We start from the raw sequence: 18388 nt of genomic DNA, 5'->3' as shown, positions 1-18388 counted from the left end.
AGAAGCGTGCTGACCTTAATGTCATCAGCTACTACTCCGGCCCATCAATAATCACAAAATCCCCGTCCGAATATTTTTGCCGGATCGCCTTCGCAGCCTGATAGTCCGCGCAGGTGTAGCATTCCATCGCGGTGGCACGATCCTTGAACTCGATGACGAAATTGCGCTGGCGCGTCGCGCCTTCCATTACCTCGTAGCGGCCGTTGCGCACGATGAAATTGGCGCCGTATTTCTCGAATACCGGCATCGCGGCAGCGAGGTATTCGGGGTAACGGGCTTCATCGTGCACCGTAACGTGCACGATCCAGTAGGCTTTCGGCATGATGGTCTCCGCCTGACGCGCGTTTCAAGGAACCGTGGCGCACCTCCTGCGAGATGCGCCACTGCATCAGAAAATTCCTCACGCCGAGATTCAATTCACGATCGCGCGGGCGGTGTGTGACGTACCGGTCAATTGCTGCCCGCGAGCCGCGCGCCTGTCGCGGTCGCCGCGACGACATCGCTAACGAGGTCAAACACACCGTCCGCCTTGGGCGGCGCGTTCGGCGAACGGCCGAGCCGCACGATGACCAGTCGCTGTGACGGCACGATAATCACATACTGCCCGATCGTGCCTTTGGCGAAGAAGGCGTCGCGCGGCCAGCCGTGCTCGACGCGATACTTGGCGCCGAAGCTGTCGCCGAGATTGGTCCAGAAGCCCGCGCCGATGCCGACCCAGGCGTTCGGCGTCGGCGATGCCGAGTATTTCACCCAGCCCGCAGGCAGGATGCGCCGGCCGCCGGCCACGCCGTCATCGAGATAGAGTTGGCCAAACCGCGCCCAATCGCGTGCGCTCGCCATCATGGCGCCTGATCCTTCCGGCGTGCCCATCGCATCGAACTGCATGACGACGTTGTGCATGCCGAGCGGATCGAACAACTCAGTCCGCGCGAAGCGCAGCACGTCGGCGGCATGGCCGCCGGCCGCGTCGCGGATCAGATGCGAGAGGATGACGTAATTGCCGTCGTGATAATTCCAGACCTGGCCCGGTGCCGTTTCGAGCGGAATGCTCTCGGCATAGCTGGCCATATCCGACTCCATGTACTTCATCCGGTTGACCGGTTCGAGCGTGGAGGCGAGCGAGGCCTGCAACGAACTGCCGAGCGCAAGGCCCGCAGTGTGACGCAACAGCTGATCGACCGTGATCGCGTGCCTGGGATCCTTCGGGTCCCGCCAGGCCGCGATCGGCACCGGGCGATCGACCGCAAGCTTGCCGTCGCGCACCAGGATTCCGATCAGCGCCGAGGTCATCGATTTGGTCGCGGAGAAGCCGAGCAGCGGCGTGTCGGTGCCGATGCCGTCGGCGTAGCGCTCGGCGACGATGCGGCCATCCTTCATCACGACAACCGCGCGGGTGCGGCGGAATGGCGGCTCGGCCGGTTCGGCAAAGGCGCGATCGAGTGCGGCTGCGAGCTGTGGGCTCTGCGGCGCGACAAGCGCCGGGCCGGCGATCTCGGGCAGTAGCGCCGCCTGTGGCCGCGCGGGCGGCAGCGCGATGTCGGCCAGCGCCTCTCCATGTTCGAGGGTGCAGCCGACGCCTTCACGATAGACCGCGTGGCTGCGGCCGAACCCGAACAGCGTCACGGTGACGTCCCTGCGGTCGACGTCGACCTCGGTGTCCATCGCCCAGGTGATCAGGCCGGTGCCCGGCATCGCATCCGTGGTCTCGGTGAAGTTCCGCTTCGGGTCGAGCCTGCTGACGAATGTTTCGGAACAGATGGTGCTGGCGACAAAGCCGGTCGCCACCTTCGGCACGTCGCGGGCGCGGGCGGCAGACCAGCCCAGCGCGCCGAGGGCGGTGCTGGCGGCGAGAATGAAGATGAGCTTTCGACGGGTCACTTGTGTCCTCCGGCATGTGAGAATGCGTGGTGGAAGGAAGCCGGAGCGGGCGCGGATGGGCTCGCCGGATTTGGAAATCGCGCTAGTCGAAGACTGGGGGCGACTGATCGATTCTGGAATTCTCCTGTGATTACAGCGACATCCTGGAATCGCCACGCCCCTTCGTGAGGTGAGCAGGAAGGTCGGGCTCCCTCCCCCTTGCGGGGGAGGGCTGGGGAGACGGGTGGCCCCGGGCGAGAACCCTGCCGCCGGTGCGTCCCTCACGGCAGCGGCCCCTTACGCCGCCGTCGCCTTCAGTTTCCGGTACTCGGTCGGGGTTACGCCTGTCGTCGCCTTGAAGGCGCGGTTGAAGGGACCGAGCGACTGGAAGCCGGCATCCATCGCAATGGTGATCACCGGGACTTCGGCCTGTGCGGGATCGGCGAGCGCGGCCTTGGCCTCCTCGATCCGGTGGTTGTTGAGAAAGACGTTGAAATTGCGATAGCCGAGCCGCTGATTGATCAGCCGCCGCAGCCGGTATTCGGGAATCTTCAGCCGGGTCGCCAGCGTGCCGATGGTGACGTTGTCCTGGCGGTAGATCCGCTCGTCCGCCATCAGGCGCATCAGGGCATTGACCAGCTTCTGGTCGGCTATCTCCTCGATCGCGGCCGGCGGCGCATTGGCAATGACGGGCTCGACCGGCGTCGCGAACAGATCGGCGCCATCGACGCGCATCATTGCCCAGGTGATGCCAGCGACGATGCCGGCGAGCACGCCCGCGTTGAGCAGGTTGGCCCACTCCACGGTCACGCGGCTGCCGGCATACGCGATCTGCAGCAGGGCGTTCATTCCGCCATACAGCGCCGAGGCCGCGACGATGAAGACACGGACACGGCGGCGGCGTTCGACCAGATCCGCCGACCATGATCCGATGGTCTGCGCCACGGCAAGCACGATGAAGACGACCGACAGCAGATTGACCGTGGTGATCGCCGCTTGCGCGTGGCCGCTCGGCGCGATCCACATGCAATTGACGAAACTGAACGTCACCACCGCGGTCCAGATCAGACCGTGCCACCAGCGCAGGACGAAGGCGTCATCGAACAGCGCGCGGGTGAACAGCCAGAACACCACGATGTCGCCGGTCGAAAGCGCGATCAGCGGCGCGTGCCAGACCGAGATCGCCGGCCCGGCGCCGATCGACGCGGTGATCGCATGCGCGGCCGTGCCGAGCGCGAAGGCGATCACGAGCTGCCCCGCCAGCACGTTGCGGAAATCCGCGAACATCGAGGCCGCAAGCACCAGCAGCAGCGTCACGGCGGCGGCGCGCAGGCAGAGTTCGGTTGCGGCCAATGTCATCGGTCGAAAGGATCTCCGGGTCAGCCGAACAATCGTCGCTCAGGCGGCGTTTTTCAAGCCGGATCGCGGCGCCAGCGCTGGCGCGTCGTGACCCAGATATCGACGATATCGCCCTCGAGCTTGCCCGGCCCCTCGTTGTCAGCGCCGAGCCGCCGCGCCACCGCCTGGGACGCGACATTGGCCGGATCGATGCAGTGGATGATGCGGTCGAGCGTGAAATTGTCGAAAACAAAGTCGATCGCAGCGCGCGCCGCCTCCACCGCATAGCCCTTGCCGCGATACTCCCGGGCAATGCCCCAGCCGACCTCGAAGCCTGGCCATTCCGGCGGACAATACGGCCCGACGCGGCCGATGTAGCGGCTGGAGGATTTCTCCTCCACCGCGAACATGCCGAAGCCGTGCAGCGCCCAATGGCCCGAGATGACCGCGGCATTGCGCCAGCCCTTCAGCTCCGATGTGACCGGCTGATGATCCGGCGTGATGAAGCGCGCCGTCTCGGGATCGGACAGCATCCGCGTATTCTCGGCGATATCGGATGCGCGCCATGGCCGCAGGATGAGCGTGCGGTCTCGATCACGGGACCATCGACACGCAACAGCTTAGCATCGGGCTTGATCAGAGAAACCATCATCGCCTCCGGTTTCCAAGATTATGCTGTTATCACGCGCCCGCACGCGCCAGAAGTACTGCGTCGTCCCTGCGAAAGCAGGGACCCATAACCACTGAGTTTAGTTGGTCCGCAGGGCAGGGGCCCCAGCCTTCGTAACATAAGCATTTGTGGTTATGGGTCCCGGCTCGCGCTTCGCTTGGCCGGGACGACGAACGGAGTATGATCGGAATAAAGTACAAAGGAGTATTGCGATGAGCTGGCAGCCCTCGACCGATCCCGAACTCGGCGATCCCCAAACCTGCGACGCGCTGGATCTGATCATCGTGCCGCGCACCCGCGATCTCGGCGACGGCTTTGCCGTGCGCCGCGCGCTACCGCACGGCAAGCGACAGATGGTCGGGCCGTTCATCTTCTTCGACCATTTCGGCCCGGTGCAGTATCTCGCCGGCAAGGGCATGGACGTGCGGCCGCATCCGCATATCGGGCTCGCCACGGTCACCTATCTGTTCGACGGCAGCATCATGCATCGCGACAGCGAGGGCAACATCCAGGAGATCCAGCCCGGCGCCATGAACCTGATGACGGCGGGCCGCGGTATCGCGCATTCCGAGCGCACCCCCGACGTGCAGCGCCGCGACGGCCAGAAGATGCTGGGCCTGCAAAGCTGGATCGCGCTGCCGGCCGGAAAGGAAGAGATCGCGCCCTCGTTCCAGCATTATGGTGCGGGCGACCTGCCGATGATCTCCGAGCGCGACTTCACCGCCCGGGTGATCGCCGGCTCGGCGTTCGGCATCAGCTCGCCGGTCAGCATGGTCTCGCCCTGGTTCTATACCGAAGTGACCGCGCAGGCCGGCACCAGCGTGCCGCTCGATCCTGACCATGAGGAGCGCGCGATCTACATCGTCGACGGCGAGGTTGAGATCGCCGGCGATCGCCATGAGGGGCCGCGGCTCCTGATCTTCCGGCCGGGCGACCGTATCACCGTGAAGACGCTGCGGCGACCCGCATGATGTTCCTCGGCGGCGACGCGCTGGAAGGGCCGCGCCACATCTGGTGGAATTTCGTCTCGTCCTCGAAGGAGCGGATCGAACAGGCCAAACAGGACTGGAAAACCGGCCGTTTCGCCCAGGTTCCGCAGGAACACGAGTTCATTCCGCTGCCGGAGTGAGCTATTTGCTGTGATATCCCTTGATATCCTTGGCAGCCCGCACGCCGCGTGCGGGCGCCTTGCTTTCGAAAGATCACGCCCATGACCGCGATGCTCTCCAGCGATTTGCCCCTGCCCCGGATCGGCCGCGGCAAGGTGCGCGACATCTATGCCGTCGGCGACGATCGCGTGCTGCTGCTCACGACCGACCGCATCTCGGCATTCGACGTGGTGATGGCGGAAACCATTCCGATGAAGGGCGCGGTGCTGACCCAGATCAGCGCCTGGTGGTTCCGGCAGCTCGAGGGCACCGTGCCGCATCACATGATCAGCGCCGATGCCGACGAGATCATCCGCGCGGTGCCTGAATTGAAGGACCATCGCGCCGACATTTTGGGACGCGCGATGCTGTGCAAGCGCACCACGGTGTTTCCGATCGAATGCGTGATCCGCGGCTATATCTCAGGCTCGGCCTGGAAGGAATACGCCGCCGAGGGCACGCTCGCAGGCGAGAAGCTGCCGGCGGGCCTGGTCGAGAGCCAGAAGCTCGAGCCCGCGATCTTCAGCCCGGCCACCAAGGCCGAGGCCGGCCATGACGAGAACATCACGGTTGCGCGCGTGCGCGAGATCGTGGGCGCCGACGTCGCCGCGACGCTGGAGAAGATGGCGCGCGATGTCTATGGCTACGGCGAGCAGACCAGCCGCGCCCGCGGCATCATCATCGCCGATACGAAATTCGAGTTCGGGCGAGACAAGGACGGCCGCATCATCCTGATCGACGAGGTGATGACGCCGGATTCCTCGCGGTTCTGGGCGGTCGATTCCTACAAGCCCGGTCAGCCGCAGCCGAGCTTCGACAAGCAGCCGCTGCGCGACTATCTCGACGTCGAGCGCCGCGCCGGCCGCTGGAACGGCGACGCCCCCGCCCCGCCGCTGCCCGCGAGCGTGGTGGATGCGACGAGCAAGCGGTATCTGGAAGCGTATCGCCGCGTCACGGGGACCGAGCTGAAGGTTTAACAATGCAGACCGAGGCAGAGGTGAATTCCATTCACCCTTGTTGAAGACAAACCTTTTGTCGCCGCCCCTGCCTCCCTGCACTCTCCGCCCAAAGCGGAGAGCACGCGATGCGACAGTTGACTTATATCGGCGGCAACAAGATCGAATGGTGGGACGTTCCCGCACCCCGCCTGCAAGATGACCGCGACGCGCTGGTGCAGCCGCTGGCGGTGACGCGCTGCGATCTCGACCTTGCGATCGTCCACGGCCGATCAGGCCTCGCTGGCCCGTTTGCGCTCGGACATGAGACCGCAGGCCGCATCGTCGACATCGGCGGCGCGGTGAGGAATTTCGCGCCCGGCGATCTCGTCATCGTTCCGTTCCAGATCAGCTGCGGTGTCTGCGACCGCTGCCGGCGCGGCTACACAAATGCCTGCACCGCCGTGCCGTTCCGGTCGTCTTACGGATTGAAGCCGGTCTGCGGCGTCGAATATGGCGGCGGCCTGTCCGACCTGATCCGCGTGCCGTTCGCCGATCACATGCTGGTTCGCCAGCCCGAAGGTCATCCCCTCTCGCAAACCGCGGGGTTGGCCGACGGCGCGACTGACGGCTTCAGCGCGGTGGCGCGCTGGCTCCAGCAGCGGCCCGGCGCGGATGTGCTGGTGATCGGCGGCTTCGCGCAATCACTCGCGATGTTCGCGGTGCAGGCGGCGGTGGCGCGCGGCGCGGGCCGCGTCGTCTATCTCGACGATCATGCGCCGCGCCTCGCCAAGGCGAAGTCGCTCGGCGCCGACATCGTCGAAGCGCCGGCCGGGCTCATGATGGAGCCGCCCGGCCTGTTTCCAATCGTGATCGATGCGGCCGCGACTGACGCCAGCATCCTGCTGGCATTCCGCGCGACGGAACCGAACGGCATCTGCCAGCGCATGTATGGCGACTTCGCCGAGACCACGCCGGTGCCGCTTCGGCACATGTACGGCGTCGGCATCACGTTGAAGGTCTCGCGTGTCAATGTCCGCGCCGATTTGCCCGAATGCGTCGCCCATGTTGCGGCGGGCCATTACCACCCGGAGCATGTGATCACGCGCCGCGTCCGCTTCGAGGATGCACATGAGGCGATCGGCGACCCGACCATTCGCGTCGCCTTCGTTCGCGATGGCATTGCCTGACGGGCGACGCTAGAGCGCGATGAGATTGGGATGAATCGTCATCGCGCTCCGGCTCATTGTTTGAGTATGATCTCTTCGGAAAACCGCTTCGCACTTTTCCGGATCATGCTCTAGGCTGGCTCCAACCAACAAACTCAGGGAGCGACCCATGTCCGATGCCGATACCGTGCTCGTCGAGCGCGATGGTCCCGTCACCATCATCTCGATCAACCGCCCGCACAACCGCAACGCCGTCGACGCGCCACCGCGCACAAGCTGTATGACGCATTCCTCGCCTTCGACGCCGACGCCAGCGCATCGGTCGCGGTGTTCACCGGTACCGGCGGTTACTTCTGCGCGGGCGCCGATTTGAAAGCGGTCGCGGCCGGCGATCCCAACAAGAAGCGCGAGGTCGGCGGGCACAACACGATCGCGCCGATGGGACCAAGCCGGCTGCGGCTCTCGAAGCCCGTCATTGCCGCGATCGAGGGCTTTGCGGTCGCCGGCGGCATGGAGCTTGCGCTGTGGGCCGACATGCGCGTGGTCGCCGAGGACGCGACCTTCGGCGTGTTCTGCCGCCGCTTCGGCGTGCCGCTGATCGACCTCGGCACCATCCGCCTGCCGCGATTGATCGGCCATTCGCAGGCGATCGATCTGATCCTCACCGGACGCCCGGTCGGCGGGCCCGAGGCGCATCGCATGGGGCTCGCGAACCGGCTGGTGCCGAAGGGCGAAACGCGCGCGCACGCCATAGCGCTCGCCAAGGACATCGCGAAATTCCCGCAGACCTGCATGCGGGCCGACCGGCTGTCGGCGCTGCGGCAATGGGACCTCGACGAGGACGAGGCCATCAGGAACGAAATGCGCGGCGGGCTCGACGTGATCGCCTCGGGCGAAACCTTGTCAGGGGCGACGCGCTTCGCCTCCGGCGTCGGCCGTCACGGCGCGTTCGGCAACGGGGACGGGAACGGGTAGGCCACGACGACGGCGGCCTTTGCGTTCCCGACGCGGCCATGCTGAGCTGTCGTCCTCATTCCGGAAGCAGACGAATGCCCACACAACCGATCGCAACCGAGCTGAAGACCTTCACCACGTCAGATGTCCGCCTGGCGAACGGCGGCGTGCTGCCGGAAGTCACGATCGCGTACCGCACCGTCGGTACGCTGGCGCCGAACCGTGACAATGTCGTGCTGGTCACCCACGGCAACACCAGCGGGCCGCAGATGATCGATCCCTGCGGATCGACCGGCGAAGGCAGCTGGTGCGAGATCGTCGGTCCCGGCAAGGCCGTCGACACCAACCGCTACTTCGCGATTTGCCCGAACATGCTGGGTTCGTCCTACGGTTCGACCAACCCGGCGAGCATCGACCCGCGGACCGGCCGGCGCTACGGGCCGCGCTTTCCCGATATCACCGTCGGCGATATCGTCGCGACCCAGCGGGCACTGCTCGATGGTCTCGGCATCCAGCGGCTGGTTGCGATCGTCGGCCCGTCCTATGGCGGCTTCCAGGCACTGCAATGGGCGGTGAGCTATCCCGATGCCATGCGCGGCATCGCTGCTGTGGTCACCGCGCCGCTGGTGCCACGCGAACGCTCCGAGGGCAATGTCGCGCGCCTGATGGCGACGCTGTCGCAGGATCCGAACTGGAACGGCGGCGATTACTACGATCACGGCGGCGTGCTCGAGAGCATGATCCAGATCCGCACCGCGACCTTGAAGACCTACGGCATTGAAACACGGCTGCGCGATACGCTGACCGATCCCGCGGACATCGAGGCCGCGATCCGCGCCGAGGCCACCGAATGGGCCAGGGGGTTCGACGCCAACTCGTTGCTGACGCTCGGCAAGGCGCTGCGCGGCTTCGACGTGACGGCACAGTTCGGACGGATCAAGGCAAAGGTGCTCTATGTGCTGTCGCGGACCGACAGGCTGTTTCCCCCGGAGCTCGGGCAGCAGGTGATGCCGGCGCTGAAGGCCGCCGCGTCGACGCCGATTATTTCCTGCTCGACAGCGACTACGGCCATTCCGCATCGGGCCGCGACGCACACAAATGGGCGCCGCGGTTGCGCGCGTTCATGGACAGTCTCGGTTAGGCAATCGGATCGCGTCAGTCGATCCGCTTGGGCGCTCACCCTGGCCTTCCCTGCCAGCGAGAGGGCAAAAATGCGCGCGTTGAGAACCGGTTGTCACAAAAATCCTGTTGTCGTCCTGCGCCGGGCTCGTCTAGGACTGGCGGCATAGGTTCAGGACATTTTTCAACGTGATTAGTCGGTCGCTCTATTTCGGCTCGCGGGCGCGGCGGGCCATGCACGACATTCTCGGCGGCGGTGCGGCCAGCGTGCTCGGCATCACCTTCGGCCTGTCCTACGCGCTGCTGATCTTCGCCGGACCATTGTCGCCCTATCTGTCATACGGCGTCGCGGCGACATTCATCTCATCGGCAGTGCTCGCAACCTTCATCGCGCTCGGCAGCTCGTTGCCGTTTGCGGTCGCCGGCCCCGACACCTCGACCGCGGCGGTGACCGGAATCCTGATGGCCGCACTGGTCGAGCGCATCGGTGCCGCCAACCCGACCGCGCCGCTGCTCGCACCGGTGCTGATCACGCTGGGGCTCTCGACCATCGTCACCGGCATCGTGCTGTGCTGCCTCGGGCTGACACGGTTCGGCCGCGCCATCCGCTACGTGCCTTACCCCGTGGTTGGCGGCTTTCTCGGGGCAACCGGCCTGTTGATCGTGCTGGGCGCAATCCGGGTGATCACCGGCTACCCGGTGCAGCTCGGCACCCTGTTCCACTTCACCAATATGATCACGATCTCCGAACTCAGTGCCGCCTGCGCGATGGCGCTGGTGCTGTACCTGACCTGGCATCGCTCCCGCACCCCGTTTGGCCTGCCGATCATCCTGGTTGGCGGCGTGATCGTGGCGCACCTTGTGTTCTGGATCATCGGCCTCACGCCCGAGGAAGCTCACCTCACCGGCTGGACCTTCGAGCCGCCGCCGGCGTCGACCTTCATGCTGCCGTGGCATGCCGCCGACCTCGCGCAGTATCCGTGGTCGGCGGTGCCGGACCTGCTCGGCAACATGATCGCGGTCGTGTTCGTCACGGCGGCGAGCACGCTGTTCAACACCACCGGCATCGAGGTCGCGGTGCATCGCGAGGCCAATCTCGAGCGCGAGCTCAACATCGCCGCTTCGCCAATATCCTGACCGGCGCGCTGGCCGGCTACGCTGGCTGCATCTCGGTCAGCCGCTCGATCCTCAATTTCTCCAGCGGCGGGCGCGGCCCGCTGTCGGGACTGACGGTCGCCGCGATCTCGCTGCTGATGCTCGCCGTGGCGCCGCAGCTGCTCGGCTACATGCCGAAATTCGTGCTCGGCGGACTGCTGATCTATCTCGGCGCCGACCAGCTGCACAAATGGATGATCGAATCTCGCAAGCGGCTGTCGACGACTGAATATGTCTCGCTGCTCGCGATCATCGTCATCATCGTGGCCTGGGGCTTCGTGCCCGGCATCCTGATCGGCGTCATCATCGGCTGCGCCACCTTTGCGCTCAGCGCAGCACGCGTCGAGGCCATCAAATACGGCTTCGACGGTTCGGAGTACCGCAGCTCGCTGGATCGATCGCGCGACGACCGGAACGTGTTGCTGGCGCATGGCGGCAAGATCCAGGGCCTGACCTTGCAGAGCTATTTGTTCTTCGGCTCCGCCAACCGGCTGTACCAGCACGTCAAGGCGCTGCTGCGCGAGCATCCGGAGTGCCGCTATCTGCTGTTCGACTTCAAGCTCGTCACCGGCGTCGATTCATCGGCGGCCTACAGTTTTGCGCAGATCAAGCGCAGCGCGCACGAGGTCGGCGTGGAGCTGGTTCTGGTGCACCTGTCGGCCAAGGCCGAACAGGTGCTGCGCGCCAGCGATTTCATCACCGCGGGCGTCTCCGTGATCGACGAGCTCGATCATGCGCTGGAATGGTGCGAGAATCAGATCATCGCGCAGCACCAGGAACTGGCGCAGGAGGAAGCCGATCTGCGCGGCTGGTTCACCGGACTGCTCGACAGCGAGGGCGATGCCGACGCGCTGATCCGGCGTTGCCAGCGCATCGAGGTCGACGCAGGCGAGGTCATCGTGCACGCCGGCGACGCCGCCGATTCCATGCACTTCATCCTCGACGGCCGCGTCGGCATCATGGTGCCCGCCGACGACGGCCGCACCACGCGCGTGCGCAGCCTCGGCCGCTACACCACGATCGGCGAGATGGGCCTCGTCGCGAACACCCCGCGCAGCGCGACCATCCAGGCCGAGATGGCGAGCGTGCTCTACGTGCTGAACACCCACCAGTTCGCGGCGATCCGCGACGAAGACCCCGAACTCAGCCACAAGCTGCTGACCTATTTCGTGTCGGTCATGGCGGAGCGGCTGACCTTCGCGAACCGCACGATTGCGGTGCTGCGACGCTAAAGCAGCCCCCGGCTCTCACTCGCAGCGAGTTCGTCCATCAGCGCCTTGTCCTGATAACGCGCAAGCGAGAGGCTGCGGGCGAAGGCGGGCACCGGCGCGCCGACCACGGCGCGGGCGCAGAGATCGCCAGTGGCGCAGGCACCCATCGTGCCGTAGCCGGACAACGCGGTGGCGAGGAACACGCCCGGTGTCTTCGCGGCGCCGATCAGCGGCCAGTTTTCCTTCGTCATCGGATAGTAGCCGCCGTAATGCACCCGGTCGCGTGGCAGCGCGCCGAGATACTGCGCAAGCTTTGGCTGCAGCCGGCTCGCCGCGCGCAGCACGACTTCGGGGAAATAAGGGTTCAGCTCCGGCTCGCGGACCGGCGCCGTGATCTGCTCTTCGTTGAAGGCCCAGCCGAGCTTGATCCATTCGCCATGATCGCCGCCGTCCGGCCGGCAATGGATGCTGCCCGGCATCGGCGCCAGCAGGCGCGCGAATTCCGGCGCCGCCGCTAGCGCCTCGCGCTCGTCGTCGGACCAAGCCAACGTCTGGCCGTCGAGATCGATCGCGAACGGCATTTTGCGATCGACCGCACGGTTGCGGTCAGCGAACGCGATCTTCTGCTGCAGCACATTCACGATCGGCAGCGTCTCACCGTGCATGGCCGCGACCTGCGCGGCGAACGGACCCGCAGCATTGACGATGATGTCGGCGCCGATGGTCTGTCGCACGCCATCGGCCAGCACCTCGACGGCGAAGCGATCCGTCTTCGCGATGCCGAGCACTCTGGCCTGCTGGAACTGCGCGCCCAGCGGCCGCATGGTCTCCAGCATGTACTGGCCAAGCTGCTGGCCGCTGATGTCGCCCGCCCTGCGGATATGCAGCGCGGTCGAGACCTCCTTGTCGAAGGTCGGGTAATGCGCCTGAATCAGATCGCGGCCGAGCAGGACATCGACACCGTCGGGCGCGCCCTGCCAGTCCGCCGAATGCGGCGGCACATAGCCGCGGCTTGCGCTTTCATGCAGACGGATCAGCTTCGCGGCCTGCTCGCCGTAGCCGGCATAGAGTTGCTGCAAGAGCTCCGCCGGCCTCTCCTCGCGTGTAACCAGAAGATAGCCGCGCCGCGTCATGTGGATGCGGTTGTCGCTGCGGCGCGCGATCTCCTCCATCAGGTCGGTGGAATGGTTGGTGAAGTCCGCCATCGTCGGATGTGGCCACCAGTTGCGGTAGTTCTCGCCCGACTGCGCCGAGGTCAGCGCCATCGGCTGGCCTTCGTCGACGATCAAGAGGCGCGAGCGCCCGTGCTGGACGGCGAGGTAATAGGCCGTGGCGATGCCGACGATGCCCGCGCCGATCACCAGGATTTCGACGTCATTGGTTTTCACGCATAGTCTCCATAGCTCCACGCGGAGCCGCGATAATTCATATTGTCCTGTCGATCAGACCGGGCGCATGTCGCCCGCATCGCGCAACGCCTGGCGCTGCGCCGAACGCAGCGTCTTCTGCGTCTCCTCGATGTGGTCACGCAGCAGCCGAACCGCTTTCTTGACCTCGCCGTCACGGCAGAATTCGAGCAGCCGGTAGTGCTCGCGCTGCGGACGCTCCTTGCCGGTCGCCTGCGACACCAGCGCCCGGGTGAAACGGCCGACATGGCCGTAATTCGCTTCGATCATCGAGAGCAGCCGCGGGCGATTGCACGGCGCGTAGAGCGTAGCGTGGAATTTCCAGTTGAAGGCGCCCCATTGCGCTGGATCGGGCTCGGCATCATAGGCGCGGAGGATCTGCGTCGCCTCTTCGAGATCGATCTCGCCCATCGCGGGGATCGCCAAACGCAAGGCGTGGCATTCAAGCGCGATGCGGATCTCGAGCAGCTCGATCACCTCGTCGACCGACAAATCGGAGACGACGGCGCCGCGATTCGGCAGGAAGGTGACAAAGCCTTCGGCCTCGAGCTGGCGCAGCGCCTCGCGCACCGGGATGCGGCTGGTCCCGAACCGGGCAGCGAGTTCGTCCTGGCGCAGCTGCAACCCGGGCGCCAGTTCGCCGGAGCTGATCGCGGCCCGCAGTGCCTCGCGCACGGCATCCGGCGCGGAACCGTGGGGTCCGGCTACTCGAAGGCTTGCGGCGGGTGCAGGGTCCATCCGGCTTCTCTCTCGCTCGCGGGCCGCCATGAATATCCGGCCGGGCCATGATTATATAAAATCGATTGGCCGATTATGCAATACCGTGTATAAAATCTACGTCTATCGTATCCAGAACTACCAGCATCCGCGAGCGCCTGATGAAAAAATCCGCCAAGGGATTGATCTGCCTAACTTTTCTTGCGATCGCGGCTCCCGCCCCGGCGCTGGCTCAATCACCCAATGGCACACTGGCCAAGATCCGCGACGCCGGCGAGATCAGACTCGGACACCGTGACGTCTCGGTCCCGTTCTCCTATCTCGACGACAACCAGAAGCCGGTGGGCTTTGCGATGGACCTCTGCGCGCGGATCGTCGAGGCAGTGAAGATCGAGCTCAAGCAGCCCTCGCTGCAGACCAGGCTGCAGCCGATCCAGCTCTCCACCCAGATACCGCTGATCGAGAACGGCACCATCGACATCGTGTGCGGTCCCGCCACCAACACGCTAGAGCGGCAGAAAGTCGTCGCCTTCAGCGACACGATCTTCGTGTCGAGCATCCGCGCCGTGGTGCGGAAGGACGCGCCGATCAAGACCTTCGAGGATCTCGGCGGCCGGCTGGTCTCGCTGACCTCGGGCTCGACCTCGATCGGGCTGTTGAGTGCGCGCGCCCAGGAGAAGAACTTTCAGACCAAGAACATCCTGACGCCGGACCATGCTGCGTCGTTCCTCGCGCTGACCACCGGGCGCAGCGAGGCCTTCGTGATGGACGACATTCTGCTGGCGAGCCTGATCGCCGGCAGCCCCAATCCGTCCGATTGGCGCATCATCGACGATAGCCTGCGCACCGAGCCCTACGGGCTGATCCTTCGCAAGGGCGATCCGGAGTTCAAGGCGCTGGTCGACAAGACGCTGGTCGCCATGATGAAGGGCGGCGAATTCCAGGAGCTCTATGCAAAATGGTTCACGCGGCCGATTCCGCCGAAGAACGTGAACCTGAATTTCCCGATGACGGCACCGCTGAAGGACGCCGTCGCCAATCCGAACGACAAGGGCGTGTGATCAAGTAAGAAGCCCGGCCCTGATTCAATCAGAGCCGGGCTTGAGCGAACAGACGGTGATGACGGCGATCAGACGCCGGCCATCATCACGTATTTGATCTCGACATACTCATCCATGCCGTGGCGTGAGCCTTCGCGGCCGAGGCCACTTTCCTTGACGCCGCCGAACGGCGCGACCTCCGTCGTGATCAGGCCCGAATTGACGCCGACCATGCCCGACTCCAGCGCTTCGGCGACGCGCCAGACCCGGCCGATGTCGCGCGAATAGAAGTAGGAGGCAAGGCCGAACGGCGAGGCGTTGCACATCGCGATCACGTCGGCCTCGTCCTTGAAGCGGATGACAGGCGCGAGCGGCCCGAACGTTTCCTCCTGCGCCACCAGCGCATCCGGCCGCACGTCCGACAGTACCGTCGGCTCGAAGAAGCTGCGGCCGAGCGACGAGCGCTTGCCACCGGTCACGATCTTGGCGCCGCCCTTCACGGCGTCCGCAATGTGACGCTCGACCTTCTCGATTGCCTTCATGTTGATGAGCGGGCCCTGCGTCACGCCCTGTTCGGTGCCGTCGCCGATCTTCATCTCGGCGACCTTCTTCGACAGCTTCGAGACGAACTGGTCGTAGATCTTGTCCTGGGCGTAGAGGCGGTTCGCGCAGACGCAGGTCTGACCCATGTTGCGATACTTCGAGACGATGGCGCCTTCGACGGCCGCATCGATATCGGCATCGTCGAACACCACGAAGGGCGCGTTGCCGCCGAGCTCGAGGCCGAGCTTCTTCACGCCGACCGACGCCTGACGATACAGGATCTTGCCGACATTGGTCGAACCGGTGAAACCGACGAAGCGCACCGCCGGATGCTCACACAGCACCTGGCCGATCGGCGGCGCATCGCCGGTGATGATGTTGAGCACGCCCTTCGGCACGCCGGCCTTCTCGGCAAGCACGGCGAGCGCGAGCGCCGACAGCGGCGTCTCGTTGGCGGGCTTCAGCACCACCGTGCAGCCGGCCGCAAGCGCCGGCGACACCTTGCGCGTGATCATCGAATTCGGAAAGTTCCACGGCGTGATGGCGCCGCAGACACCGATCGGCTGCCGGATCGCGAGCAGGCGCGCGTCGGCACGCTGGGTCGGAATGGTCTCGCCATAGACGCGGCGCGCCTCCTCGGCGAAGAATTCGACATAGGCGGCGCCGATGTCGACCTCGCCGAGCGCCTCCGCCAGCGGCTTGCCTTGCTCGGAGGTCAGGATCAGCGCGAGGTCTTCGCGGTTGGCGATGATCAGATCGAACCATTTGCGCAGGATGTTGGAACGCTGCTTGGCGGTCAGCTTGGCCCACGCCGGAAACGCGCGCTGCGCGGCCTCGACGGCCCTGGTTGCATCATCGGCGCCCAGCTGCGCGATCTTGATCAGTTCGACGCCGGTCGCCGGATTGTTGACGGCGAACTCGGGAGTGCCGACCCAGGCGCCGTCGATATAGCAGCGATCGCGCAACAGCGACGGGTCCTTCAGACGGTCGTGGAGGGACGTTGCGGATTGTGTGGCGCGTGCGGCAACGGGCGGGGTCATGGCGTTACTCCTGGAATGTCTTTGGAGGGTCTTCGCCGCCTATATAGGCGGAAAGCCACTGTGATGCACTGGCCGCCGGCGCGACCCTGCTTGGACGCAAACGCGACGCCGTTGCGAGCTGATGTTACCCGGCAATGCAGAGCATCCAACCGCAGCTGCGCAATTTGCGCACCGGGGAATCTCGTCAGATCGCGCCGCCGGACATGTAGGTTTCACGACGGCCGATCATGCGCTCGGCCGCAGCCTTGGCATCCGCCTTGGTCGAGGTCGCGCAGGTACGGTATTCGAGGTCGGCCTGCGCCCGCGCATCGCGGCGGCCGAACCAGGATTTGGTGCCGGTCTGCAGCATGGCCAGCGCATGGGCGACATTGTCGACTGCCTCGAATGAGTGCAGCGCGCCGGTACCCGCGTAGCGGACTTCATAAAGGCCTGGGCTGATCGGCGCCTCGATATTCTCGCCGCGGCCCGGCCGCGGATAGCGCTTCCATTCACTCCATGTCGAAATCATTGCTGCGTCCCCGCAAGGCGCGAAATGACGAATCTTTTCGTCAAATCCATCCCAATTCGCCACACCTTTTGTGCAGCGATCTGAATGCGTTAATGCAAAAAAACAGGTACGAAAATCAATCTGCCGATCACGTTACCGTGGCCCTCCACGAGCGTCCACCTCGGACATGTCCGGAGTCCACCGCAAAATCCGCTGGTAGTGAACATTCGTTGAACGGCGCCTTTCCTGCGTCCTCGTCCTTCACGACATCGCGACATCATCGTTTCGCGGCCGCCTTGCGGGAGCAGAAAAGCGGGAGGATGATCCCCGCACTTCAAAACAATAAACCCCACCGGAGGACGCCCCCAATGCAGAGCAAGGCTCAGATCGATCAGGTATTGCGGCAGAAGAGCGAGGCAAAGGAGATTCCCGGCGTGGTCGCCGTCGCGGCCACCGGCAAGGACGTGATCTACGAAGGCGCGTTCGGCAAGCGCGACCTCTCCAAGAGCGATCCGATGACGGCCGACAGCGTGTTCTGGATCGCCTCGATGACCAAGGCCGTGACATCAGCGGGCGCGATGCAGTTGGTCGAGCAGGGCAAGCTGTCGCTCGACGAGCCGATCGGCAAGCTGTTGCCCGATCTCGCCGCGCCGCAGGTGCTCGACGGCTTCGACGCCAAGGGCGAGCCGAAGCTGCGGCCGGCGAAGGCGCCGATCACGCTGCGCAAGCTCATGACCCACACCGCAGGCTTCTGCTACGACCTGTGGAACGCCGACATGGGGAAATACATGGAGAAGACCGGCACGCCCGGGATCATCTCCTGCCTGAACGCCGCGCTGAAGACGCCGCTCGCGAGCGATCCGGGCACACGCTGGGAATACGGCATCAATATCGACTTCGTCGGCAAGGCAGTGGAAGCCGCATCCGGCAAGAAGCTCGATGCCTATCTGCGTGACAACATGTTTGCGCCGCTCGGCATGAGCGACACCGGCTTCAAGATCACGGACAACATGCGCAAGCGGCTGGTCGGCATGCATGCCCGCGGTGAGGACGGCACGCTCGCCGCGATGCCGTTCGAGCTCGAGCAGAACCCTGAATTCCACATGGGTGGCGGCGGGCTGTATTCGACCGCGGCCGACTACATCAAGTTCTGCCAGATGATCCTCAACAAGGGCAAAGGCAACGGCAACCAGCTGCTGAAACCCGAGACCGTCGCGGCGATGGGGCAGAACCAGATGGGCGATCTCAGCGTCAGCAAGATGACGACCGCGGCGCCACCGTACACGAACGATGTCGACCTCTATCCGGACCAGGTGAAGAAGTGGGGACTGAGCTTCCTCATCAACACCGCCAAGACGCCGGAAGGCCGCAGCCCCGGCAGCCTCGCCTGGGCGGGCCTCGCCAACACCTATTACTGGATCGATCCGTCGCGCGACGTCTGCGGCGTGATCCTGACCCAGCTGCTGCCATTCGCCGACAAGCATAGTCTCGAGGCCTTCGCAGGCTTCGAGAAAGGCATCTATGCCGGTCTCGATGCCGGCAGCGGGCAAAGGGCGGCGTAAGGTTCCAGCCAAGCAACGCGAAATCCCTCTCCTCGCG

The 18388-nt window shown here is 65.0% G+C and carries 13 protein-coding genes and 3 pseudogenes; 8 read left to right on the top strand and 8 right to left on the bottom strand.

Annotation, left to right across the window (positions count from 1 at the left end; genetic code table 11):
- Nucleotides 1-31 precede the first annotated feature (31 nt).
- The 4 genes from ALC15_RS22145 to ALC15_RS22130 form a co-directional block, all read right to left on the bottom strand.
- Nucleotides 32-322: a DUF1330 domain-containing protein gene (locus tag ALC15_RS22145; protein WP_050629083.1), complete on the bottom strand. Its 291-nt coding sequence runs from the start codon at nt 320-322 to the stop codon at nt 32-34.
- Nucleotides 323-450: 128 nt separating this feature from the next.
- Nucleotides 451-1878, bottom strand: coding sequence for a serine hydrolase domain-containing protein (locus tag ALC15_RS22140; RefSeq protein WP_050629082.1), 1428 nt, complete (start codon nt 1876-1878; stop codon nt 451-453).
- Between the two features lie 276 nt (nt 1879-2154).
- On the bottom strand, nt 2155-3216 hold the full coding sequence (locus tag ALC15_RS22135) for a helix-turn-helix domain-containing protein (RefSeq protein WP_050629081.1): 1062 nt from the start codon (nt 3214-3216) through the stop codon (nt 2155-2157).
- Nucleotides 3217-3269: 53 nt separating this feature from the next.
- Nucleotides 3270-3728 (bottom strand): GNAT family N-acetyltransferase, encoded by a 459-nt coding sequence (locus ALC15_RS22130; RefSeq protein ID WP_244486203.1) that lies wholly within the window; start codon nt 3726-3728, stop codon nt 3270-3272.
- A gap of 349 nt (nt 3729-4077) precedes the next feature.
- Here ALC15_RS22130 and ALC15_RS22125 point away from each other — a divergent pair.
- From ALC15_RS22125 to ALC15_RS22100, 6 genes and pseudogenes are all read left to right on the top strand, one after another.
- A pseudogene (locus tag ALC15_RS22125) lies at nt 4078-4994 on the top strand (pirin family protein).
- A gap of 81 nt (nt 4995-5075) precedes the next feature.
- A complete protein-coding gene (locus ALC15_RS22120; RefSeq protein ID WP_050629080.1) occupies nt 5076-5990 on the top strand; it encodes a phosphoribosylaminoimidazolesuccinocarboxamide synthase in 915 nt (304 codons plus the stop codon).
- Nucleotides 5991-6097: 107 nt separating this feature from the next.
- The gene (locus tag ALC15_RS22115; RefSeq protein ID WP_063781858.1) at nt 6098-7138 is read left to right on the top strand and encodes a zinc-dependent alcohol dehydrogenase; all 1041 of its coding nucleotides are present in this window, start codon (nt 6098-6100) and stop codon (nt 7136-7138) included.
- A 148-nt stretch (nt 7139-7286) separates the two neighbouring features.
- Nucleotides 7287-8092, top strand: a pseudogene (locus ALC15_RS22110) (crotonase/enoyl-CoA hydratase family protein).
- Nucleotides 8093-8166: 74 nt separating this feature from the next.
- Complete coding sequence (locus tag ALC15_RS22105) at nt 8167-9360, top strand: alpha/beta fold hydrolase (RefSeq protein ID WP_050629079.1); 1194 nt, start codon at nt 8167-8169, stop codon at nt 9358-9360.
- 64 nt (nt 9361-9424) lie between these two features.
- Nucleotides 9425-11577 (top strand): annotated as a pseudogene (locus ALC15_RS22100) (SLC26A/SulP transporter family protein).
- Here the strand turns inward: ALC15_RS22100 and ALC15_RS22095 are convergent.
- Both ALC15_RS22095 and ALC15_RS22090 read right to left on the bottom strand, forming a co-directional pair.
- Nucleotides 11574-12944 (bottom strand): NAD(P)/FAD-dependent oxidoreductase, encoded by a 1371-nt coding sequence (locus ALC15_RS22095; protein WP_050629078.1) that lies wholly within the window; start codon nt 12942-12944, stop codon nt 11574-11576. The pseudogene ALC15_RS22100 and the gene ALC15_RS22095 overlap by 4 nt on opposite strands.
- A 54-nt stretch (nt 12945-12998) precedes the next feature.
- A complete protein-coding gene (locus ALC15_RS22090; protein WP_050629077.1) occupies nt 12999-13700 on the bottom strand; it encodes a GntR family transcriptional regulator in 702 nt (233 codons plus the stop codon).
- Nucleotides 13701-13840: 140 nt separating this feature from the next.
- Here ALC15_RS22090 and ALC15_RS22085 point away from each other — a divergent pair, with 140 nt between their 5' ends.
- Complete coding sequence (locus ALC15_RS22085; protein ID WP_050629076.1) at nt 13841-14740, top strand: amino acid ABC transporter substrate-binding protein; 900 nt, start codon at nt 13841-13843, stop codon at nt 14738-14740.
- A gap of 68 nt (nt 14741-14808) precedes the next feature.
- Here ALC15_RS22085 and ALC15_RS22080 read toward each other — a convergent pair whose 3' ends face one another.
- Together ALC15_RS22080 and ALC15_RS22075 are read right to left on the bottom strand one after the other, a co-directional pair.
- A complete protein-coding gene (locus ALC15_RS22080; RefSeq protein WP_050629075.1) occupies nt 14809-16302 on the bottom strand; it encodes an NAD-dependent succinate-semialdehyde dehydrogenase in 1494 nt (497 codons plus the stop codon).
- 184 nt (nt 16303-16486) lie between these two features.
- Nucleotides 16487-16810: a hypothetical protein gene (locus ALC15_RS22075; protein WP_050629074.1), complete on the bottom strand. Its 324-nt coding sequence runs from the start codon at nt 16808-16810 to the stop codon at nt 16487-16489.
- A 347-nt stretch (nt 16811-17157) separates the two neighbouring features.
- Here ALC15_RS22075 and ALC15_RS22070 point away from each other — a divergent pair, with 347 nt between their 5' ends.
- On the top strand, nt 17158-18351 hold the full coding sequence (locus ALC15_RS22070; RefSeq protein WP_050629073.1) for a serine hydrolase domain-containing protein: 1194 nt from the start codon (nt 17158-17160) through the stop codon (nt 18349-18351).
- Nucleotides 18352-18388 lie beyond the last annotated feature (37 nt).

The organism is Bradyrhizobium viridifuturi (assembly GCF_001238275.1).
Lineage (GTDB): Bacteria > Pseudomonadota > Alphaproteobacteria > Rhizobiales > Xanthobacteraceae > Bradyrhizobium > Bradyrhizobium viridifuturi.
Note: the sequence above shows the minus strand (reverse complement) of the source record. Positions and strands in the feature narration are given on the sequence as shown.